Consider the following 23,066-nt stretch of genomic DNA (forward strand, 5'->3'; position numbering starts at 1 on the left):
AAATTAATAGAAATTAATGACTTGATAAGCTAATGAAAAACTGTTTCTTCTTTTTTAAAAAGAATGACAATTGAAATGAAGTTAAAGTAATGTTATAATGATAATGGGAAATGTCTAATTTTAATTTTTAGGAGCAATTTATATGAGTTCGCATACGTATCGTAAGCAGAAACAGACAAGTAAAGGATCCTGGGGAATGGTCAACATTGGGTTGACCATTCTGTATGCTATTTTAGCAGCGATTTTACTTTTCATTATGTTCAACTACAATTTCCTATCTTTTAGGTTTTTGAATATTATCATCGCACTTGCCTTGGTGGTTGTTCTTGCTATTAGTATCTATCTTCAAAAAGCTAAGAAATCACCACTTGTGACAACTGTTATATTGGTTATTTTCACCCTAATTTCTTTGGTTGGTGTATTTGGCTTCAAACAGCTAATTGATATTACTAACCGTATGAATCAGACTGCATCATTCTCAGAAGTTGAGATGAGTGTAGTGGTTCCAAAAGATAGTGACATCAAAGATGTCAGTCAGCTTTCTACTGTCCAAGCACCTATGAAGGTTGATAAGAATAACATTGAAACCATGATGTCAGCTCTGAAAAATGACAAGAAGGTTGATGTAAAAGTTGACGATGTTGCTTCTTACCAAGAGGCCTATGACAATCTTAAATCTGGAAAATCTAAAGCCATGGTTTTGAGTGGTTCATATGCTAGCCTTTTAGAGTCAGTTGATAGCAATTACGCTTCAAATCTGAAAACAATCTATACCTATAAAATCAAAACGAAAAATAACAAGTCTGCAAAACAAGCGGATTCCAAAGTATTTAATATTTATATCAGCGGTATTGATACTTATGGTTCTATTTCAACAGTATCACGTTCTGATGTTAATATCATTATGACCGTCAATATGAATACGCATAAGATTCTTTTGACTTCAACACCTCGAGATGCCTATGTTAAAATTCCTGGTGGTGGGGCAAACCAATATGATAAATTGACCCACGCAGGTATCTACGGTGTTGAAACTTCAGAACAAACACTTGAAAATCTTTATGGCATTAATATTGATTATTATGCACGTATCAATTTCACATCATTCCTTAAGTTGATTGACCAACTGGGTGGTGTGACCGTCCATAATGATCAAGCCTTTACTAGCCTTCATGGGAAATTTGACTTCCCAGTTGGTGATATTCAAATGAACTCAGAACAAGCACTTGGCTTTGTTCGTGAGCGTTATAGCTTGGATGGTGGCGATAATGATCGTGGTAAAAACCAAGAAAAGGTTATTTCAGCGATTGTTAACAAATTAGCCTCACTTCATTCAGTATCAAACTTTAATTCAATTGTTAATAATCTTCAAGACTCTGTTCAAACCAACATGTCTTTGGATACTATTAATTCCTTGGCCAATACGCAGCTTGATTCAGGTTCTAAATTTACAGTGACTTCTCAAGCAGTGACAGGTACAGGATCAACGGGACAATTGACTTCATATGCTATGCCAAATTCTAGTCTTTATATGATGAAACTTGATGATTCTAGTGTGGCAAGCGCATCACAAGCTATCAAAAATATGATGGAGGAAAAATAAGTGATTGACGTTCATTCACATATTGTTTTTGATGTTGATGATGGTCCTAAGACTTTAGAGGAAAGTCTAGAACTTATTGGCGAAAGTTACGCCCAGGGAGTGCGTACTATTGTTTCAACGTCTCATCGTCGTAAGGGAATGTTTGAAACCCCAGAGGACAAAATCTTTGCCAACTTTTCTAAAGTAAAAGAAGAAGCAGAGGCTCTTTACCCTGATTTAACAATTTACTATGGTGGTGAACTCTATTACACTTCAGACATTGTTGAGAAGCTTGAAAAGCACCTTATTCCTCATATGCATAATACGCAATTTGCTTTGATTGAATTTAGTGCTAGAACTTCTTGGAAGGAAATTCATAGTGGACTAAGTAATGTTTTGCGAGCAGGGGTAACTCCGATTGTGGCTCACATTGAACGTTATGATGCTCTTGAGGAACATGCTGACCGTGTTCGTGAAATCATCAACATGGGTTGCTATACTCAAGTCAATAGTTCTCACGTCTTAAAACCAAAGCTTTTTGGTGATAAGGAAAAAGTGAGAAAAAAACGTGTCCGTTATTTTTTGGAAAAGAATCTAGTTCACATGGTTGCAAGTGACATGCATAATTTGGGACCAAGACCTCCATTTATGAAGGAAGCCTACGCTATTATTGAGAAAACTTATGGTACTAGACGTGCCCGTAATCTTTTTATCAAAAACCCACAAACTCTACTTGAAAATCAATACATATAGGAGAAACTATGACTCAAGAAAACACGAAACGTGTTGAAATCGATGTACTTGCACTCTTGCAAAAACTCTGGACTAAGAAAGTCTTCATTCTATTTACAGCTTTTTATGTTGCTGTTTTTGCCTTCTTAGGAACTTATTTCTTTATTCAACCAACTTATACGTCATCAACACGTATCTATGTGGTAAATCAAGCTGATGATGGCAAGAATCTTTCTGCACAAGACTTGCAGGCTGGTACGTTTTTGACAAAAGACTATAAAGAAATTATTACGTCTAATGATGTTTTGTCTGAAGTAATTAAAGACGAAAAATTGAATATGACTGAAGCAGACCTTGCTAAAATGATTTCAGTTAACATTCCTACAGATACGCGTCTTATTTCAATTTCTGTTAATGCAAAAACTGGACAAGATGCTCAATCCCTAGCTAACAAGGTTCGTGATGTTGCTGCAGAAAAAATCAAAAAAGTGACAAAAGTAGAAGATGTCACAACGCTTGAAGATGCGAAATTGCCAGATTCACCTTCTTCTCCAAACATTAAACGTAATGTTGCTCTTGGAGCAGTGCTCGGAGGTTTCCTTGCAATTGTTGGTGTATTGGTTCGTGAAATCTTGGATGATCGTATTCGTCGTCCGGAAGATATTGAAGACGCCTTAGGACTGACACTTCTTGGAATTGTCCCTGATATAGATAAGATTTAAGGAGAAGAAATGCCTCTATTAAAGTTAGTAAATTCTAAAGTAAACTTTGCCAAACAAACCGAAGAATATTACAATGCTATTCGCACAAATATTCAGTTTTCTGGCGCTCAGATGAAAGTTATTGCTGTTAGCTCAGTCGAAGCTGGTGAAGGTAAATCAACAACATCTGTTAATATTGCCATTTCGTTTGCTAGTGTTGGCCTTAGAACACTGCTCATTGATGCAGATACCCGTAATTCAGTTTTGTCTGGAACATTTAAATCAAATGAGCCATATAAAGGCCTTTCAAATTTTCTTTCTGGGAATGCTACTTTGGAGGAAACCGTTTGTCGAACAGACATCGCAGGTTTGGATGTAATTTCGTCTGGTCCTATTCCACCAAATCCAACAAGTCTTTTACAAAATGAAAATTTCACACACCTATTGGACGTTGCTCGTAGCCAATATGATTATGTTATTATTGATACACCACCAATTGGTTTAGTTATCGATGCTGTCATTGTTGCTCACCAAGCCGATGCTAGTCTTTTGGTGACAGCTGCAGGTAAAATTAAACGTCGTTTCGTAACAAAGGCAGTAGAACAATTAACACAAAGTGGTTCTCAGTTCTTGGGTGTTGTTCTAAATAAAGTAGATATGACTGTAGATAAATACGGTACATATGGTTCTTACGGGTCATATGGTGACTACGGCAAGAAATCAGAGCAAAAAAGTAGTCATTCAAGATCGCAACGCCGTAGAAAAGGATAGCATTAATGGGGATAATGTAGCTCCTTAAACATTAGCATATAAAAAAGGGGTTCAGAGTGAAAGAAAAACAAGAAATTCGTCGCATTGAGATTGGTATTATACAACTGGTTGTGGTCCTTTTTGTAGCCTGGGTCACAAGTAAATTGCCTTATACTGAGATTACCAAAGGAAGTGTCGTTCTCTTAGGAATTGTGCATGTAGTAACTTATTATATTAGTAATTACTTCGAAAATTTAAAATATCGTGGTTACTTGGATGAATTTATTGCTACTCTCAAATATTGTCTTATATTTGCTGCAATCGCAACCTTTCTATCCTTTTTTGCAGATGGTAATTTTTCAATTTCACGTCGTGGACTCCTTTATTTTATCCTCATTGTAGGTGCTCTCTTATACCTAACAAACACTGTTCTCAAATATTTCCGTTCATCCATCTACACACGTCGTAAGAGTAATAAAAATATTCTCTTAATTTCTGATCAGACTCGTCTTGAAAATGTTCTGACACGTATGAAAGATAATATGGATGGTAGAATTACAGCAGTTTGTGTTTTGGATAATCCTTATTTTACTAATCCATTTATCAAGAGTGTTAAGCCAGACAACTTGGTTGAGTATGCAACCCACTCAGTAGTTGATCAGGTCCTGATTAATCTTCCTAGTGAACAATACAAAATTTGGGATTACGCCTCACCTTTTGAACTTATGGGGATTCCAGTTTCTATCAATCTCAATTCGCTGGAATTTATGAGTCAAGGTGAAAAACGAATCCAACAACTAGGACCTTTTAATGTTGTTACCTTTTCAACACAATTTTATAGTTACGGTGATATATTGGCAAAACGCTGCTTAGATATCTGCGGAGCTTTGGTTGGTTTGGTTTTCTGTGGTATTGTCGGAATCTTTCTTTATCCGATTATCCGTAAGGACGGAGGTCCAGCAATATTCGCCCAAGATCGTGTTGGTGAGAATGGACGTATTTTCAAGTTTTATAAATTCCGTTCAATGCGAGTTGATGCCGAAGAAATCAAGAAGAATCTCATGGAACAAAATCAGATGTCTGGCGGTATGTTTAAAATGGATAATGATCCTCGCATTACTAAAGTTGGTCATTTTATCCGTAAAACGAGCCTTGATGAACTTCCACAATTTTGGAATGTTCTTAAGGGGGATATGAGTTTGGTTGGTACACGTCCGCCGACCTTAGACGAATACGAATCCTACACTCCAGAACAAAAACGTCGATTAAGCTTTAGACCAGGAATCACTGGCCTTTGGCAAGTAAGTGGTCGAAGTGAAATTACAGATTTTGATGAAGTCGTCAAACTTGATGTAGCTTATATGGATGGATGGACTATCTGGCGCGATATCAGAATCTTATTGAAAACAATTAAAGTAGTAGTAATGAAGGATGGAGCAAAGTGATGGCTTTCTCCATTTCTTTTAATGGTGATTAAATGAAAAAAACAGTTTATATCGTTGGTTCTAAGGGAATTCCAGCAAAATATGGTGGTTTTGAGACTTTTGTTGAGAAACTAACAGAGTTCCAGCAAGATAAAGATATCCAGTATTACGTAGCTTGTATGCGTGAAAATTCTGCTAAATCAGGAATTACAGCTGACTCTTTCGAGCATAATGGCGCAAAGTGTTTCAACATTGATGTGCCTAATATTGGTCCTGCTCGTGCCATCGCTTATGACATTGCAGCTCTAAATAAGGCCATTGAAATCGCTAAAGCCAATGATGATCAAGAACCGATTTTCTATGTTTTGGCTTGCCGTATTGGACCATTTATCTCAGGTATCAAGAAGAAAATCAAGGCTATTGGTGGTACCCTAATGGTTAATCCTGATGGTCATGAATGGTTACGTGCAAAATGGAGTCTTCCTGTCCGTAAATACTGGAAGATTTCAGAACAACTTATGGTTAAACATGCTGACCTTTTGATTTGTGATAGTAAAAATATCGAGTCCTACATTCAAAAAGATTATGCTAAGTATCATCCCCAAACAACCTATATTGCTTATGGAACTGATACGACTAAATCTCGATTGACTAAGGTTGATGATAAAGTTCGTACCTGGTATTTTGAAAAAGGGGTTATTGAAAACAACTATTACCTTGTTGTAGGTCGCTTTGTCCCTGAAAACAACTATGAGGCAATGATTCGTGGTTTTATGGCGTCACATTCTGACAAGGATTTTGTGCTCATTACTAATGTTGAAGAAAACAAGTTCTATGACAAGTTGCGTCAGGAAACTGGCTTTGACAAGGACCCTCGTGTGAAGTTTGTTGGAACGGTATATGACCAGGAATTGCTCAAATATATTCGTGAAAATGCCTTTGCTTATTTCCACGGTCATGAAGTCGGAGGGACGAATCCATCACTTCTAGAGGCATTAGAGTCTACCAAACTTAATCTTTTGTTGGATGTTGGCTTTAACCGTGAGGTTGGTGAAGATGGTGCTCTTTATTGGAAAAAAGATCAATTGGCAACTGTTATTGATCAAGCTGAACAATTGGACAATCAAGATATCGAAGCTCTTAATCAAAAATCTAGTCAACGTATTGCCCAAGCTTTCACATGGGAAAAAATTGTCACAGACTACGAAAAAGTATTTAAAGGATAGAAATGCAGAAAATTTTATATCTCCATGCGGGTGCTGAAATGTATGGCGCTGACAAGGTGTTGTTGGAGCTTATTAAAGGCTTGGATAAAGATGCCTTTGAAGCGCATGTTATTTTACCAAATGATGGTGTTTTAGTGGCTGCTTTAGAAAATGTCGGTGCCAAAGTGAAAGTCATTGACTACCCAATCTTGCGACGTAAATATTTTAATCCTAAAGGTATCATGGAGTACTTTGGCTCTTATAACCGTTATTCTAAACAAATTGCCAAGTATGCCAAAGAGAACGGGATTACCCTGATTCACAACAATACGACGGCGGTGCTTGAAGGCATTTACCTTAAACGTAAGTTGAAACTTCCTTTGATTTGGCATGTGCACGAAATTATTGTCAAACCAAAAGCTATTTCTGACTTCATCAATTTTTTGATGGGACGCTTTGCTGATACGATAGTAACGGTTTCAAATGCCGTGGCAAATCATGTCAAAATGTCTCGTTATGTGAATGATAATCAGGTACAAGTCATCTATAATGGGGTTGATAATGATGTTTTCCATGTAGTGGATGCTTCAGCCATTAGAGAGCGGTTTGGTATTGCTCAAGATGCTCTTGTTATTGGGATGGTTGCCCGTGTCAATGCCTGGAAGGGGCAAGGAGACTTCTTGGAAGCTGTGACTCCAATTTTACAGGCTAATCCAAAAGCCGTTGCCTTTCTTGCAGGTAGTGCTTTTGAGGGAGAAGAGTGGCGCATTGATGAGTTAGAAAAGATTATTGCTGACTCGCCAGTAGCTGGTCAAATCAAGCGTATCGATTATTATAGTAAGACAACAGAGCTCTATAATATGTTTGATATCTTTGTCTTGCCAAGTACCAATCCTGATCCACTTCCAACTGTAGTTTTAGAAGCAATGGCTTGTGGGAAACCCATCGTTGGCTACCGTCATGGTGGCGTTTGTGAAATGGTGCAAGAAGGTGAAAATGGCCTTCTTGCTATTCCAAATCAGCCTTCAGAACTGTCTAAGGCAATTCAAAAATTAGCGGATAATACCGAGAAGCGAGAACAATTTGGCAAGGCATCTGTCAAACGCCAAAAAGAACTCTTTTCATTACAAAGTTATATTCGTAATTTCTCGGAATTATATAAGAAGTACTAATATGAACAGTGAAACACTAAAGAATAAACTAAAACCAATCGTTTATCCAATTATTAATTTTATCCCAAGACGACGACTTAAGAATAAGAATTTCACAATTATTTGTGATAATTGTTGGGCTGGGAAGGTTTATCAGGAGTTGGGACTACCTTATCAAACGCCTTTTGTTGGAATGTTTGTCTTTTCACCTGATTACATCAAAATGCTCAAGAATCTAAAACATTATTTGAGTGGAGATATCCCCTTGAAATTCGTTAAGGAATCGAAATACATCAAAGACTTTGATAATGCCTATCCTCTAGCACTTCTTGATGATATTGAACTTCATTTTTTGCACTATGCAGATGAAGAAGAAGCGACTCAAAAATGGCAACGTCGATTGGCACGCATTCATTGGGATAATATGTATTTCAAATTCAACGATAACGATGCTTGTACTTACGAGCTTATGAAAGAGTTTGAAGAACTTCCTTACAAAAGCAAAGTCATCTTCTCTTCTAAGAATTATAGTGACCTACCTTCCTTGGTTCATTTCAAATCAGCTGAAAAGCAAGGTCATGTCGGTATCGATTTAAAAACTTACCACCACTATTTTAATGCTGTGACTTGGTTGAATAAGGGTGGAGAGGATTTAACTAAATGAAAAAGATAAGACTCATTATTCCGTACTTTGGAAAACTTCCAAAGTTTTTCCCTTATTTTTTGTTGACCGCCAAACGTAATCAAAAGATTGATTTCTTAATTTATACTGATCAAAATATTGACCAATTTGAAATTTTGAACGCTGAGAATATTGAATTTAAGACTCTTTCGTTTGATGATTTAAGAAAAAAAGTTCAGTCTAAATTTGATTTTGAAATTTCTCTCAAAACACCTTATAAATTATGTGACTATAAAGTTGCTTATGGATTTATCTTTGAAGAGGAGTTGAAGGGATATGACTACTGGGGATTTTGTGATACAGATGTCTTACTTGGTGATATTTATCAATTTCTGGAAGAACATAGCTTTTTTGAGAATGACTATTCTCGATATGGCCTTTTAGGTCATCTCCAAATATTTAAAAATTCACAGGAAGTTAATCATATATTTATGTCTGGCCAAGGTTTAAACTATCGACTGGATTTTCACAATATCTTTACAAGTGAGCAAAATTTTATTTTTGATGAGGCAGATGGTATCCAAAAGATTTTTGAAAAAAATAATTTCAAACAACTGCAAGATAAGTTTTTTGATGATATTGATATTAGTCATTTCTCATTTAGAGAATATGGTGAAAATGAACCTAAACGCTATTATTTTTGGTCAGAGGAAAATGGTTTGGAATCAATAAATTTAATCGACGGTAATATAAAGGTTAATCGTCCTCTATATGCACATTTCCAAAAGAGAGTGATTAAGTGTCCTGAGTTTAGACTAGTAGATTCATTTTATGTTATACCAAATCAATTAGTTATTGGAGAGAAAATTTCTAAGGAAGAGCTTTTAGAAGTAACAAGAAATAAATTCTATTGGGCATATGTTAAATCGACAATATTAAAGAAATTTAAAAAAGAAAAATGGACACTAGAGTTTATTCGTCATAAATTAAGGATGAAGAGTTAATGGATAATATAGATTTGAGCATAATTGTTCCTGTATTTAATGTTGAAGGTTATTTAAAAAGAGCCCTAGATTCCATACTTATGCAATCGTCACCAATTAAGTATGAGATTCTATTAATTGATGATGATTCAACCGACCAGAGTGGTGCGATTTGTGATGAGTATCAAGATAATTATTCAAATATTTTTGTTAGACATATTGAGAATAATGGAGTCTCGGAAGCTAGAAATTTAGGGATTTCTCTCTCGAGGGGTGAATATTTGTACTTTATGGACTCAGATGATTTCTTATCAGATGATTTCTTTGAGAAGATATGTCCTAATCTTAATGGAGAATGGGATGTTCTTTGTTTTGGTTACAATGAAATTAAAGAAACCAATAACACTATTTTGTCTTGCCGTTCTCATTCTTATCAGCACCTAGGACTTCTTAAAAAGGAAGAGTTTAGGAATGACTTCATAGAGCTTTTTAAAACTGATATGATGTATAATGTTTGGTCGAGAATTTATAACAAAGAATTTATTCTAAAAAATAATATTAAGTTTCCTAGTAAACCAATAGGGGAAGATACTTTATTTAATTTCCAAGTTTATCAACAATTAGATAACATTCTTTTTATTGATTCGACTCTCTATAATTATATTGCAGGTAGAAGTGGTTCTGCACTGACGAGTTATCATCCTAAAAGAATTGAATTTCAATTAGATGAACTTCAAGAATTACATAAATTGCTTGAACAGTTCCAATTAGAAGATGCTACATTAATGCAGGATATTAAGACCAAAATTATCATAAGTTCAGTTTTCCAGATTTCTAATTTAAAGTTGAAAAGACAAGAAAAAATAGAATTACTACAGTCCATTATTTCAAATAAAGCTTTTGACAATATTTTTTCAGGGAATGGAGATCAAATCATTGGTCCTTATAATATGTTATTGAGACAGCGAAATATTTCTTCTTTTCTTAGAAGATTGAGTATTGATCTTCTTACCCAAAAAAAGTTTCGGACAGTCATCTTTATTGAAAAAATGAAAATGAATCCAATTTTACGTAAAATTGCTTTTAAATAAATTAGCTATTCTTATAAACGGTAAAAGGGTATTATGTTAAAAATTAAGTTTGAGAACCTTTTGGTTATTTTGGTCTTATCGGTAATTGTAGGGTACGATGTTATTATGACTTCGGTTCTAAATAAAACTCTCCCTCAATTACCAACTATTCTCTTGATTGGTGTTGCATTGGTGTTGTCACTAAGATTTTTATTTATTAAAAATTTTAGTATATCATTCATTGTTTCAGGAATTCTTTTAATCGTAACAAGTTTATGTGTTTTTTTACAAACTGGTGCTACCAATTTTCTTCTTTACTCATTATTGATTTTACTACTTTATGATGTTGATGTAGATGTTATTTTAAAAACTTACGTGTTTATTGCTGGTTCAATTGTCATAGGTATATTCTTACTTTCAATAATTGGTCTTCTACCAAATTTACAATTTGCCCAAGTTAGATCTTCTGGTTTAGTTATAAGAAATTCATTTGGCTTCATTTATCCTACAGATTTTGCCTCACACTGTTTTTATTTGTTTATTGCTTGGGGATATTTACTTAGAGAGAAGTATATTTGGCTTAGGGTGGCAGTTGGAGTAGCCTTATCAGCCTTTATTATCAAATTTTGTGATGCTAGATTGAATTCTATGTCTATTTTGATAGCTGTAATTATTTTTTTAGTAATGTACTATACTAAAGAAAAGAAATTTAAAGTTTATTACATACTACCCTATTCTGCGGCAATTTTTTCATCATTGATGTTTTATTTGTCTTCTCATTTTTCTTTTTCTTCCCCATTTTTTGTTAAGTTGAACGATTTCTTCAGTATGAGACTTTTTTTGGGTAAAAATGCCCTTGATACATACAAGTTACACCTTTTTGGAACTAATAATGTAAAATTTATTGGTTATGGAGGTACTACAGAGTCAGTACTCAGTTATAATTATGTTGATTCCTCTTATATTCAAATGTTATTCTACTATGGAATTGTTCCTGTAGTCTTACTTGTATTAGTTTATGTTTTATCATCCAGGAGATTTTACAAAGAAGGTAAAATGTTATTTCTATCATTACTTTCTTTAATAACTATTAATTGTATGATAGAAGCATTTTGGATTAGACCAGGATACAACATCTTCATGTTTACATTATTTGCAAGTTTAATTTCGATAAAAGAAATAAATGATGAGGAAAATAAAATAGAGATACTATAAATGAAAGTTTTAAAGAATTACGCCTATAATCTTTCCTACCAATTATTGGTCATTGTGTTACCAATTATTACGACACCTTATGTAACTAGGATTTTTAGTTCTAAAGATTTAGGTACCTATGGTTACTTTAACTCTATTGTGACCTACTTTATTCTCTTAGCGACCTTAGGAGTTGCTAACTACGGGACCAAGGAAATTTCTAGTAATCGTAAGGATATTCGGAAAAATTTCTGGGGTATTTATACCCTCCAATTGATTGCCACTTTTTTGTCACTTCTTTTGTATGCGCTCTTGTGTTTATTTTTGCCAGCAATGCAAAACATGGTGGCCTATATACTTGGGCTTAGTTTAGTATCTAAAGGAATGGATATTTCTTGGTTGTTCCAAGGTTTGGAGGATTTTCGTCGTATTACGGCAAGAAACACAACAGTTAAACTCTTAGGAGTTATTTCCATTTTCTTATTTGTAAAAACTTCCGGTGATTTATACCTCTATGTGTTTCTACTAACCTTTTTTGAATTACTAGGACAATTAAGCATGTGGCTCCCAGCAAGGCCATATATTGGTGAGCCTCAATTTGATTTGTCTTTTGCTAAGAAGCATCTTAAGCCAGTTATTTTACTGTTCTTGCCTCAGATTGCTATTTCACTTTATGTGACTTTGGACCGTACTATGTTGGGGGCCTTGTCATCGACAAATGATGTAGGGATTTATGATCAGGCTTTGAAAATTATTAATATTTTGTTGACGTTGGTGACTTCATTGGGAAGTGTAATGCTTCCAAGGGTATCTGGTCTTTTGTCTAGTGGAGACTATAAGGCTGTTAACAAGATGCATGAATTCTCTTTCTTGATTTATAATCTCGTCATTTTCCCAATTATTGCTGGTCTCTTGGTTGTCAATAAAGACTTTGTTAGTTTTTTCCTAGGAAAGGACTTCCAAGCAGCTAATATTGCCATTGCCATCATGGTTTTTAGGATGTTCTTTATTGGTTGGACAAATATCATGGGAATTCAGATTTTAATTCCGCATAATAAGCACCGTGAATTCATGCTTTCTACAACGATTCCAGCATTTGTTAGTGTGGGACTTAACCTTTTATTGATTCCCCCATTTGGTTTCATTGGGGCTTCCATTGTTTCCGTTCTTACAGAAGCTTTGGTTTGGGTGATTCAGCTTAATTTTGCAAGAAAATTTATGAAAGATGTTTCTATCCTTCCTGCTATGTCTAAAATTATCATTGCATCAGTTGTGATGTATCTTGGACTTTTTGTCTTTAGAACCTTTGTTCAATTTAAACCTATGCTAAACGTAGCAGTAGATGGTTTTGTTGGAGCCATCATTTATTTAATTTTGATTGTTGTTTTACGTGCCCTTGATGTGAGAGACTTGAAGGAACAGTTAATGAAAAACTAAGGAGTAAACTATGTACGATTATCTTATTGTTGGTGCTGGATTATCTGGCGCTATATTCGCACATGAAGCTACAAAACGTGGCAAAAAGGTAAAAGTGATTGACAAGCGTGATCACATCGGTGGTAATATCTACTGTGAAAATATTGAAGGCATCAATGTTCATAAATACGGTGCTCACATTTTCCATACGTCCAACAAAAAAATCTGGGACTATGTTAACCAGTTCGCTGAATTCAATAACTATATTAATTCTCCAGTAGCTAACTACAAGGGTAGTCTTTACAATCTTCCTTTCAACATGAATACCTTCTATGCCATGTGGGGGACAAAGACTCCTCAAGAAGTCAAAAACAAGATTGCGGAGCAAACGGCGGATATGAAAGATGTTGAGCCGAAAAACTTGGAAGAACAGGCGATCAAGTTGATCGGTCCAGATATCTATGAAAAGTTGATCAAGGGCTATACGGAAAAACAATGGGGACGTTCTGCAACAGACCTGCCTCCTTTCATCATTAAGCGCCTCCCAGTGCGTTTGACCTTTGATAATAACTACTTTAATGACCGTTACCAAGGGATTCCAATCGGTGGTTACAATGTCATCATTGAAAACATGCTGGGTGATGTAGAAGTAGAACTTGGGGTTGATTTCTTCGCCAATCGTGAAGAACTGGAAAGCTCTGCTGAAAAAGTGGTCTTTACAGGGATGATTGACCAGTACTTTGACTACAAACATGGGGAGTTAGAATACCGTAGCCTTCGGTTCGAACACGAAGTTTTGGATGAGGAAAATCATCAAGGTAATGCTGTGGTCAACTACACCGAGCGTGAAATTCCTTATACCCGGATTATTGAACACAAGCACTTTGAGTATGGTACACAGCCTAAGACGGTCATTACCCGTGAATACCCAGCTGATTGGCAACGTGGAGATGAACCCTACTACCCAATCAATGATGAAAAGAACAATGCCATGTTTGCTAAGTACCAAGAAGAAGCTGAGAAAAATGACAAGGTTATCTTCTGTGGACGTCTTGCAGATTATAAATACTACGACATGCACGTGGTCATTGAGCGTACCTTGGAAGTCGTTGAGAAAGAATTTATTAAATGACACAAGAAAAAATTGATATCGTGGTTCTTTGGGTCGACGGAAGTGATACTGAGTTTATCCGCGAGAAACAAGCCGTGACAGGTCAAATGTCAAAAATAGACCAAGAAATCGACGGAGAGCAACGTTATCGTGATTACGGTATTTTTAATTACTGGTTTCGAATGATTGAAAAGCATGCTCCTTGGGTGAATAATGTTTATCTAATTACCAACGGGCAAAAGCCTGACTGGTTAAATTTGGAGCATCCAAAACTTAAGTTGATCACTCATAGGGAATTTATGCCTGAAGCTTACCTTCCTTCATATAATTCAGCAGCAATTGAGTTAAATCTTCATCGTATTGAGGGCTTATCAGAACATTTTATCTACTTCAATGATGATATGTTCATGATAAAGGATACTCAACCTTCCGATTTTTATAAAAATGGGCAACCCAAGCTTTTAGCAGTTTACGATGCTTTAGTTCCTTGGTCACCATTTACAAATACTTATCACAATAATGTTGAATTAATTTATCGCCATTTTCCTAATAAGAAGGCTATGAAATCTTCACCTTGGAAATTCTTTAATTTCCGTTATGGTTCCTTGATTTTGAAAAACTTGCTACTCTTACCATGGGGACCGACGGGCTATGTGAATCAGCATTTGCCTGTACCGATGAAGAAGAGTACTTTGTCACATTTGTGGGACATCGAAGGTGAAACTTTGGATAGAACATCCAGAAATAAGATTAGAGATTATGGGGTAGATGTCAATCAATACGTTTGTTCTAACTGGCAAATTGAAAGTAATCAATTTTTCCCTATGTCAAAAAATTTCGGAGAAACAATTGGTTTAAATCAAGTGGATAAACTTGATAGAATCTTTAAAGATAAGCATAAAAGATTACTTTGTGTGAATGATGATGGTGACTTTAATGAAGAAAACCTCATTCATTTTAAGCAAATCTTAAATGAATACTATCCTAAAAAATCAGCTTATGAAAAATGAGAAGTAAAAGATGAAATACTATTTAAAAGAAGAATTTTTACACGACAATAATGCTAAAAATGCGGGAAATAAAGCACGTAATGACGTTGAAGTGATTTTAAATAACCTAGGTTATGCTCCCCTAAAAGTTTTAGTAGATGACTGGTATAAAATGAATGTCCTTAATGCTCAGATTCACAAATATAGAGCACTTTTGAGAGCCTTCAAACGCTTAAAGAAAAATGATGATATTGTGATACAATTTCCCTTGTTACATCATTCTTTGTTCATTAACAGTTTACTAAAATCTCTTAAAAATAGAGGTGTTAACATCTATCTGCTGATTCATGATTTAGAAACCTTGCGTTTTGTAAATGACAGGACTCTACCATTTAGAATGAAATTACGGATGAAATTAACGGAAAGTGATACATTTCATAGTGTAACTGGCATTATTGCCCATAATCCAATTATGAAGTCAGTCTTGGTGGATAAAGGGATTGCGGAAGAAAAGATTGTCAGTCTTGGTATTTTTGATTATTTGATTCCCAATTTCCAAGAAAAGAACGGACTGTCAAAAAATCAGCCAATTATTGTGGCTGGTAACTTGGAACAAGAAAAAGCTGGCTATCTTTACTCACTTCCTGCAGAACCTGCTTATAACCTTTATGGTGTAGGTTTTGACGAGGGTAGAGCCCTTGAAAACGAGAACTACTTTGGTTCATTCCTACCTGATGAGCTTCCTGCAGCCCTAAAGGGTGGTTTTGGTCTTGTCTGGGATGGAGAAAGTGCTGAGACCTGTAGTGGTGTCTTTGGTGAATACCTACGTTACAACAATTCTCACAAAGCTTCGCTATACTTGGCATCAGGCTTCCCGCTTGTGGTGTGGAAACAGTCAGCCTTGTCACATTTTGTACTTGAGCAGGGCTGCGGTATTGTAGTAGACTCTCTTTATGATTTGAAGGCTATCATTGAAAATCTCTCAGAAGACGATTACCAAATCTTAGTTAAAAATACCAAGCGTGTCGGTCAGGAGATTCGTGACGGTCACTACCTAATTACTGCGCTTAACAATTTAAAGTAAGATAAAACTCCTCATTTTATTGAGGAGTTTTTGCATTATTTAGAAACTTCAAATTGGTACTGTGTTCCTGGAACTTTCCCATTTGAGTAGATGGCTTTGATATAGTCGTCATATGTGATTGACTTAGATTTTCCTGCTTTTACAAGCTCTTGATCACGCCAGATATATGGATCAGTGGCGTTACTATCTCGTTTGGTAAGATAAAGATATTCAATATAGGTTCTATTATCGACAAAGGTACCAGCAACCTTTTCTTTACCATTATCAGATCGCGTATACATACGAGTTGTTCCACCACCATCGAGTAGGAAAGCAAGTCGAATATTTGAGTAGCCTAAATTTTCTAAAAGCTTATAAATTTCTTCGTGATTCAAGCCTTTATTGAGGGAGGTGTGGCCGTAGGTTTGGATAATACGGATAATACCATCATAGGTCTCAACGTAAATAGAACGGGCATTAGGTTGGTCAGGATCACCTTTTTCCCATGTTTTATCTACCTTTTTATTTTTAATGACTATACCAAAGGCGCCAGTATCCCAACCGTTGCTTCCCATATGAGTGAACATTTTGGCTGTATCTATATTTGGGTAGGTTCCTGCACTGATATTGTTTTGATCATCGCCATAAAGAAGGCCAGTTTTGCCAAGTTCGATTTCTTTTTGAGCGAAAGGACGGTCTAGACCTTCATAAGACCAAAATCCTGAGTTAATCAGAGCAATGGCTTTACGACGTTTAGCTTCGTACTTAATACTTTGCTCTGTGAGTTCAGGATTATTATCTTCGGTTCTTCCTTTTTGGAGGACGTATTTTCCGTCTTTTTTAAAAGAAAGGATTTGCATGTCTACATTTTTAATACTACCAGTCTCAAGAAGGATTGATTGATCTAGTAGTTCCTTATTTTTGATGGTGAAGCTCAATCCATCCTTATTAGACGGTATGGAGAGCTTTTTTATATCACGTTGATTAAAGTAAATAGTGACATAGAGTAGCCCAGCCACGACACCTGTTAAGATTAGAAGAATAAGCACTATTCTTAAAATATTTTTCAATTTCATACTATTATTATAAACAATCTAGGCTAACAAAACAATCTAATTCTTTCTAAATTTGAAAAAATAAGAATATTTTTCTGCAATAATACTGGAAAGCGTTTTCTAAAAGGAGTATAATAGAGGTGAATCAGTCATGGGTGTAATCACTACCATGGCTTTGCCATTTTCTGAAGGAGTGTCTTTTATTAGATGCCATGCTAGTGTTTAATAGTATACCTAAAGATACACAGGGCTTCTTCAGTTTATGAATCCGATTTCTGCTTTAGAGGTGATAATATGAAAGAATTTTATTTGATGAGACATGGGCAAACACGTTTTAACGTTCAGCATAGGCTTCAAGGGGTCTGTGATGCTCCTTTGACAGAAGTTGGAATCGAACAGGCTAAGAAGGCAGGTCAGTATCTAGCTAAGCAAGAACCAATTTTTGACCATCTCTTTTCTTCAACATCTGAGAGAGCTAGTGATACTCTAGAAATTGTAACTGGCCGAACAGACTATGAAAGGCTTAAAGGGCTTAAAGGACAGGATTTTGGAGCCTTTGAGGGGCAGCCAGAGTATCTGCTTCCGAAACCTTTACCAGATGGTCAGGGGTTTGGAGATTACTTTCTTCAATTTGGTGGTGAGAGCACTACTCAGGTTCGAGATCGTATGGAGTTGACGGTTAGAGCCATCATGGAGAGTGTGGCTGAAGATTCTAAGTCCTTACTGGTTAGTCATGGTCCATCTATTTTACAGTTTTGTAGACGTGTTTTAGATCCGACTCCAGAACTACGTGGTCTAAAAAATTGTTGTATCTTACATTTTACTTATGATCAAGGTCAATTTGTATTGGTTTCGATTTATAATCCGGTAGAGGAAGAGTATATTTTCGGAGGAGAAAAATGACAAGATTCTATCTAATGCGACATGGGCAAACACTTTTTAACACACTTAATCGTATCCAAGGTTGGTGCGATTCCCCTTTGACTGAAAAGGGGAGAGACCAGGCACGTCAGGTTAGGGCTTATTTTCAAAAACATCATATGATCTTTGACCAATATTATTGCACGACAACGGAGCGGGCATCTGATACCTTGGAATTGGCGACAGGACAGACTGCCTACCATAGGGTAAAGGGACTCAAGGAAATGAATTTTGGTATTTTTGAGGGTCAACCTGAATATCTTCACCCCAAGACAACTATTGTAGGGCATTTTGGTGACCATTATGCTCAGTTTGGTGGGGAAAGTCAGGACCAATTTGTTGCTCGTGTAGTGAAAAGTGCTAGGGAAATAGTCGATAAACATCCCGATCAATCTATCTTGGCTGTTAGTCATGCTGGGGCTTTGATGACTTTTTTACATGCTGTGGAGCCAGAGCGTGCGTTTCAGTCTTGTCCAGGTAATTGTGCCATCTTAGTTTTCGATTATGATGGGACTGATTTTCACTTTATCAAACTCATCGATCCAATAGCTGATCGAGAGTTTTCGGATTTCTAGAAGCTTTCTCATGTCAAAGATAGTAAGATGCCCTTTCTTAGTGTATAATGAAAGGGTATCTTAAATTTTGGAGTATCTATGAAGTTTACAAAAAATCAATTTATTTGGTTGGCTGTCCTTTTTTTCAGTTGCTTTTTGATATACACTTACTGGGAAACAGTTGTTTCAATTTGTAACACCATTTTTGTTGCCAGCCAGCCCTTCTTGGTAGGAGCAGGAATAGCTTTTGTGGTCAATATCTTGATGTCTTTTTATGAAAAATGGCTAGTCAAGCTTGTTCCTTTTGCTTTTACCCATAAAATCAAACGCCCCATTTCTTTGCTTTTAGCATTTGCGACCATTGGTTTAGTCTTTACCTGGGTAGTCTTTACAGTTCTTCCAGATTTGATTGATAGTATCAATACACTGATTAGTCAAGATAGATCGGCTATTAATAACCTGATTAATTGGTTACTTAAAAATAAGTCTTTGCAAAAAGTTATTCAAGATTTTGGTGGTGTGACTCAGGTTAGAGAGCTGATTAATACTTACAGTGCTCAATTACTTCAACAGATTATGAATGGTTTGACGAGCTTCTTGACGTCATTGACGAGTTTACCGTCAACCTTGATTAACCTCTTTATCAGTATCGTCTTTTCTTGCTATGTCTTGGCTGGCAAAGAAAAACTTGGTAATCAGGTCAATCGCTTGGTAGAGGTTTATTTAGGTCGTTTTGGTAAGACGTTCCATTATGTCGTTGGGATTCTCAATAATCGTTTCCGTAATTTCTTTGTTTATCAGTCTCTTGAGGCATGTATTTTGGGGACTTTATGTTATATTGGGATGCGTATCTTTGATTTCCCATATGCTGCGACCATCTCTATCTTGATTGGATTCTCAGCTATGATTCCAGTTGTGGGAGCCTACATTGGTGTGACGATTGGTACCATTTTGATTATGACTCATTCAGTGACTTTGGCACTTTTGTTTATTGCTTATGTGGTTATATTGCAACAGTTCGAGGGAAATCTCATCTATCCCTATGTTGTTGGTGGTTCTACTGGTCTGCCTGGTATATGGGTTATCTTCGCCATCACCATCGGATCAGCCTTAGGTGGCATCCTAGGTATGCTGGTTTCTGTGCCAGTAGCTGCGACTCTTTATCAGATTGTTAAGGACAATGTGGTTAAACGTGAACAGGACAAGACAGCTAAGTCGCTTGAAACTAAATATTAAGTGAAACAGACTATGGTCTGTTTTTTGATACGCTTGACTAAACATCGTCAGCAACAAGGATAGTTGTGTTGGAGCGTCTATGTTATAGAGTATTACGATACTACATTTATATAAATGGTGTTTGATCTTATTAATAGAATTACTAGTATTTAGATACTATTTATATATAATGGATTTTCTTATCTGATTCACACAATTTTCAAAAAAATGCTAGAATAAAACTATCAAGATTTTCCTATCTTTTCGAAGAAATAGTGGAAGTATTGCTTACGTGCAGAAATTAAGAATTTATAAATGTGTTAAGGATAAGGTGTGAGATATGATAGAATCAACAAGACCTGAGCTTTCGACTTATCAAGAAGAACGATTAGCTAAATTTGTGAGTGACAATCAAAAACTTGGCAAGGGTCAAATTGTGTTTGCTGGAGACTCGATTACAGAATTTTTTTCCTTGAAAAAATATTTAGGAAGAGACCTCCCTTTGATTAATCGTGGAATTGCAGGAACAGATTCCGTTTGGCTCTTAGAGCATCTTAAAGAGCAGGTTTTAGATTTAGAGCCTGATAAATTAATCATCTTGATTGGTATTAACGACATTGGACGAGGCTATCCTATTCGAGATATCGTCAATCGTATTTCGGATATGGTTATGGCAGTTCGTCAAGAATCACTTTCAACAGAGATTTATTTGCTGAGTGTCTTTCCAGTCAGTGAAAGGTCAGAGCATCGCTCAAAGGTAAAAGTAAGGAATAATACAACGGTTTCTGAGCTCAATCAAGAACTTGCGGTTCTTCCTGGTGTGACCTATGTGGACCTTTTTGACTATCTAGTGGATGATCAAAGTCAGTTAGATGAGAAATATACAACTGATGGTCTTCATTTAACCCCATTAGGTTATCAAGCCATAGCTGAACCAATCATAAAGGAGATTTTAGAATGAGGGTAGGTTTAATCCTGGAAGGTGGAGGCATGCGTGGCCTGTATACAGCTGGTGTTTTAGATGCCTTTTTAGAGGCTGGTATCAAGGTTGATGGGGTAGTTTCAGTGTCTGCAGGGGCGCTTTTTGGTGTCAATTACTTGTCCAATCAACCTAAGAGGGCATTGCGCTATAACAAGCGTTTTATGGGAGACCGGCGTTACATGAGTTTCTGGTCCTGGTTAACAACTGGTAACTTTGTTAATAAGGAATTTTCCTACTATAAGGTGCCAATGGAACTAGATGTTTTTGATCAGGAGGCTTTTGCTGAGTCAGGGGTTCCTTTCTATGTGGTTACTACAGATATTGAGACAGGTAAGCCAGACTATATCAAGATTGACCATGTCTTTGAACAGATGGAAGCCCTTCGTGCCAGTTCCGCCCTCCCCTTGGTTTCTGAGATTGTAGACTACAAGGGTAAGCGTTATATGGATGGTGGCCTTTCTGACAGTCTTCCTGTTGGTTTTATGGAAAACTTAGGCTTTGATAAGCTTATTGTCATTCTGACTCGTCCTAAGGGCTATCGTAAACAGCCTTCTAAAACCAGTAAGAGACTCTACAAGATTTTTTATCGAAAATACCCGGAATTTGTGAAAGTTGCTTCAAGCCGCCATCTTCACTACAATAAGAGCATTGAGAAAATTGAGGCTTTGGAAACATCTGGAAAACTGTATGCCATTCGTCCTGAACATGCACTTAAAGTCGGGCGTTTAGAAAAAGATCCAGAAAAGTTTGAAGCCATCTATCAAGAAGGACTGAAACAAATGCGAACCAATATTGATGATCTCAAAACCTTTCTTCAAGACAAGTAAAAAACGTGCCATTGCGCACGTTTTTTTTTACTTGTTAGATTGTCGAGCTTGTTTGCGTTCTTTGACTTTTTGTCGATGGCCTTTTTCGTTAAGATAAATCAAGTATAGAAGTCCAACTGGGACAAGGCATAAGAACCAGAAATAAACAGGTAGTCTGTTACTTCCTTTAGTATTAGTGGTTGCATTACCCTTTTGGTTACTTCCAAAATCGAACCAGCCTTTAACTTTAGTAGCCTTAACCGAAGTAGCTTTGATTTTAGGTGAGACTGTTTTTAGGCCATTATCAACCACAATTTGGTCATCTTTGACAGAGATTTTAGGTTCTTGGCCTTTTTTAACAGTGGCATAGACATCTTTTGCGACATCATATTTTTTACCGTCAATTTTTTGCTCGCCTTTACTTAAAACTTTCTTGTAAGAGAAGTCTTTGTACATTTTCTCAACAAGAGCATTCCCAAACGTATGGCGAATTTCTTCCCCTGTTTGGTCAGACCAGTCACCAGAACCCATGATGACAGCAATCATACGCTGATCGCCACGCTTGATGGTATCAATATAGTTGAAGGCACCTTCTGGACTAGAACCTGTCTTCAAACCATCAACTCCCTCAATACCGTATTTAGCACCAGGAATAGAGTAGTTGTAGGTTTCGAAAGTTTCCTCATAAGGTGTTCCTTTTTTAACCGTTACAACTGGTTTGTCGGTGTAATTGAGAATTTTCGGATATTTCTTGATAAAGTTATAGGTCATGATGGCCAAATCACGTGCAGTCGTCTGGTTGGTTTGGTTGATATCATAGCGTTGGGGGTTGTAGTAGCCTTTGAAGGCAACAGCAACAGCGCCAGAAGCATTGTACCATTTGGTATGGGTCATTCCCAGCTCTTTAGACTTCTCATTCATCTTATCAATCCATTTATCTGGATCATTATTGGTCAGATAATTGGCTAACATTACGGTTGTAACGTTTGAAGACGGCACAGCAGTCATGGTAATGAGTTCTGAAACGGTATATTGGACACCAGCGACAATCTTATTATTGGAAATTTCATAGATCTCAGCTATAGCTTGATCGGTAGGAGTAGCTGTGATGACAGTATCTTCTGAAATCTCACCTTTAGACATAGCTTCAAAGACCAGATAAAGCGTCATAGCCTTGGACATAGAGGCAGGGTCACGGACTTCATCAGCGTTTTCTTCCCAGAGGACGTCACCAGTATTTCCATCAATTAGGAGAGTGGACTTAGGACGATAGGCCTCCGTAGCTTCAGTATAGCCAGCGGCATGTGTGATATCCATTAACTCGTCAGCACTAGACAAACTTGGTGCTAGAGCCAGACAAGCTGTTAAAAGGATGGCAACAATTTTCTTTTTCATAATGTGTCTCCTTTATTATCTATGAGGCTCTGACTTAGCAAGAACCTCCTCACATTCAATAATAGTAAAAGCATGTCACTCAAACTGAAATTTTCTTATTTGATAGTGACTATTATTCCCATTATACCATATAAAACCTAGTCTT

Annotated in this window: 22 protein-coding genes; 20 read left to right on the forward strand and 2 right to left on the reverse strand. The window is 36.4% G+C overall.

The window, feature by feature from the left end; translation table 11 throughout:
- Positions 1–142 precede the first annotated feature (142 nt).
- The 15 genes from PCY14_RS04265 to PCY14_RS04335 are packed head-to-tail and all read left to right on the forward strand — an operon-like array spanning position 143 to position 16,014.
- The gene (locus PCY14_RS04265; RefSeq protein WP_021145441.1) at positions 143–1,603 is read left to right on the forward strand and encodes an LCP family protein; all 1,461 of its coding nucleotides are present in this window, start codon (positions 143–145) and stop codon (positions 1,601–1,603) included.
- The gene (gene cps4B, locus PCY14_RS04270) at positions 1,604–2,335 is read left to right on the forward strand and encodes a capsular polysaccharide biosynthesis protein Cps4B (RefSeq protein ID WP_002888631.1); all 732 of its coding nucleotides are present in this window, start codon (positions 1,604–1,606) and stop codon (positions 2,333–2,335) included.
- An 8-nt stretch (positions 2,336–2,343) separates the two neighbouring features.
- Positions 2,344–3,036, forward strand: coding sequence for a capsular polysaccharide biosynthesis protein (locus PCY14_RS04275; protein ID WP_002888634.1), 693 nt, complete (start codon positions 2,344–2,346; stop codon positions 3,034–3,036).
- A 9-nt stretch (positions 3,037–3,045) separates the two neighbouring features.
- Entirely contained in the window at positions 3,046–3,786 is a 741-nt protein-coding gene (locus PCY14_RS04280; protein WP_021145440.1) for a tyrosine-protein kinase, read from the forward strand.
- A 56-nt stretch (positions 3,787–3,842) separates the two neighbouring features.
- On the forward strand, positions 3,843–5,210 hold the full coding sequence (locus tag PCY14_RS04285) for a sugar transferase (RefSeq protein ID WP_008534553.1): 1,368 nt from the start codon (positions 3,843–3,845) through the stop codon (positions 5,208–5,210).
- Between the two features lie 32 nt (positions 5,211–5,242).
- Positions 5,243–6,415 carry a beta 1-4 rhamnosyltransferase Cps2T gene (gene cps2T, locus PCY14_RS04290; RefSeq protein WP_060934236.1) on the forward strand — a complete coding sequence of 391 codons (1,173 nt, stop codon included), beginning with the start codon at positions 5,243–5,245 and terminating at the stop codon, positions 6,413–6,415.
- A 2-nt stretch (positions 6,416–6,417) separates the two neighbouring features.
- Positions 6,418–7,566, forward strand: a complete 1,149-nt coding sequence (locus PCY14_RS04295; protein WP_060934237.1) for a glycosyltransferase family 4 protein — start codon at positions 6,418–6,420, stop codon at positions 7,564–7,566.
- A gap of 1 nt (position 7,567) precedes the next feature.
- Positions 7,568–8,209, forward strand: coding sequence for a DUF1919 domain-containing protein (locus PCY14_RS04300; RefSeq protein WP_002888643.1), 642 nt, complete (start codon positions 7,568–7,570; stop codon positions 8,207–8,209).
- Positions 8,206–9,171 carry a DUF6625 family protein gene (locus tag PCY14_RS04305; RefSeq protein ID WP_060934238.1) on the forward strand — a complete coding sequence of 322 codons (966 nt, stop codon included), beginning with the start codon at positions 8,206–8,208 and terminating at the stop codon, positions 9,169–9,171. Before PCY14_RS04300 ends, PCY14_RS04305 begins: the two co-directional genes overlap by 4 nt.
- Positions 9,171–10,241, forward strand: coding sequence for a glycosyltransferase family 2 protein (locus PCY14_RS04310; RefSeq protein ID WP_008534558.1), 1,071 nt, complete (start codon positions 9,171–9,173; stop codon positions 10,239–10,241). The genes PCY14_RS04305 and PCY14_RS04310 overlap by 1 nt, the downstream gene beginning before the upstream one ends.
- Before the next feature lie 33 nt (positions 10,242–10,274).
- Positions 10,275–11,435 (forward strand): polymerase for repeating unit of receptor polysaccharide, encoded by a 1,161-nt coding sequence (locus PCY14_RS04315; RefSeq protein WP_021151916.1) that lies wholly within the window; start codon positions 10,275–10,277, stop codon positions 11,433–11,435.
- Positions 11,436–12,851, forward strand: a complete 1,416-nt coding sequence (locus tag PCY14_RS04320) for a flippase (RefSeq protein ID WP_021145431.1) — start codon at positions 11,436–11,438, stop codon at positions 12,849–12,851. It begins immediately after the preceding gene.
- Positions 12,852–12,861: 10 nt separating this feature from the next.
- Positions 12,862–13,962, forward strand: a complete 1,101-nt coding sequence (gene glf, locus PCY14_RS04325; protein WP_164376253.1) for a UDP-galactopyranose mutase — start codon at positions 12,862–12,864, stop codon at positions 13,960–13,962.
- Complete coding sequence (locus tag PCY14_RS04330) at positions 13,959–14,951, forward strand: stealth family protein (RefSeq protein WP_164376252.1); 993 nt, start codon at positions 13,959–13,961, stop codon at positions 14,949–14,951. The genes glf and PCY14_RS04330 overlap by 4 nt, the downstream gene beginning before the upstream one ends.
- A 10-nt stretch (positions 14,952–14,961) precedes the next feature.
- The gene (locus PCY14_RS04335) at positions 14,962–16,014 is read left to right on the forward strand and encodes a galactofuranosyltransferase (RefSeq protein WP_301363190.1); all 1,053 of its coding nucleotides are present in this window, start codon (positions 14,962–14,964) and stop codon (positions 16,012–16,014) included.
- Between the two features lie 35 nt (positions 16,015–16,049).
- Here the strand turns inward: PCY14_RS04335 and PCY14_RS04340 are convergent, their stop codons facing one another.
- Positions 16,050–17,069 (reverse strand): phosphodiester glycosidase family protein, encoded by a 1,020-nt coding sequence (locus PCY14_RS04340; protein WP_293920679.1) that lies wholly within the window; start codon positions 17,067–17,069, stop codon positions 16,050–16,052.
- A gap of 273 nt (positions 17,070–17,342) precedes the next feature.
- Here PCY14_RS04340 and PCY14_RS04345 point away from each other — a divergent pair, with 273 nt between their 5' ends.
- The 5 genes from PCY14_RS04345 (at position 17,343) to PCY14_RS04365 (ending at position 21,547) form a co-directional block, all read left to right on the forward strand.
- Positions 17,343–17,951, forward strand: coding sequence for a histidine phosphatase family protein (locus tag PCY14_RS04345; RefSeq protein WP_293924438.1), 609 nt, complete (start codon positions 17,343–17,345; stop codon positions 17,949–17,951).
- On the forward strand, positions 17,948–18,544 hold the full coding sequence (locus PCY14_RS04350) for a histidine phosphatase family protein (RefSeq protein WP_301363191.1): 597 nt from the start codon (positions 17,948–17,950) through the stop codon (positions 18,542–18,544). The genes PCY14_RS04345 and PCY14_RS04350 overlap by 4 nt, the downstream gene beginning before the upstream one ends.
- 78 nt (positions 18,545–18,622) lie before the next feature.
- Positions 18,623–19,759: an AI-2E family transporter gene (locus PCY14_RS04355; protein WP_143567307.1), complete on the forward strand. Its 1,137-nt coding sequence runs from the start codon at positions 18,623–18,625 to the stop codon at positions 19,757–19,759.
- Between the two features lie 319 nt (positions 19,760–20,078).
- Complete coding sequence (locus PCY14_RS04360; RefSeq protein WP_164376251.1) at positions 20,079–20,699, forward strand: SGNH/GDSL hydrolase family protein; 621 nt, start codon at positions 20,079–20,081, stop codon at positions 20,697–20,699.
- Complete coding sequence (locus PCY14_RS04365; RefSeq protein WP_164376250.1) at positions 20,696–21,547, forward strand: patatin family protein; 852 nt, start codon at positions 20,696–20,698, stop codon at positions 21,545–21,547. The genes PCY14_RS04360 and PCY14_RS04365 overlap by 4 nt, the downstream gene beginning before the upstream one ends.
- A gap of 27 nt (positions 21,548–21,574) precedes the next feature.
- Here the strand turns inward: PCY14_RS04365 and PCY14_RS04370 are convergent, their stop codons facing one another.
- On the reverse strand, positions 21,575–22,921 hold the full coding sequence (locus tag PCY14_RS04370) for a DUF1958 domain-containing protein (RefSeq protein WP_164376249.1): 1,347 nt from the start codon (positions 22,919–22,921) through the stop codon (positions 21,575–21,577).
- Positions 22,922–23,066: the final 145 nt, after the last annotated feature.

This window comes from Streptococcus sp. SV2 (assembly GCF_030440175.1).
Classification (GTDB): domain Bacteria; phylum Bacillota; class Bacilli; order Lactobacillales; family Streptococcaceae; genus Streptococcus; species Streptococcus raffinosi.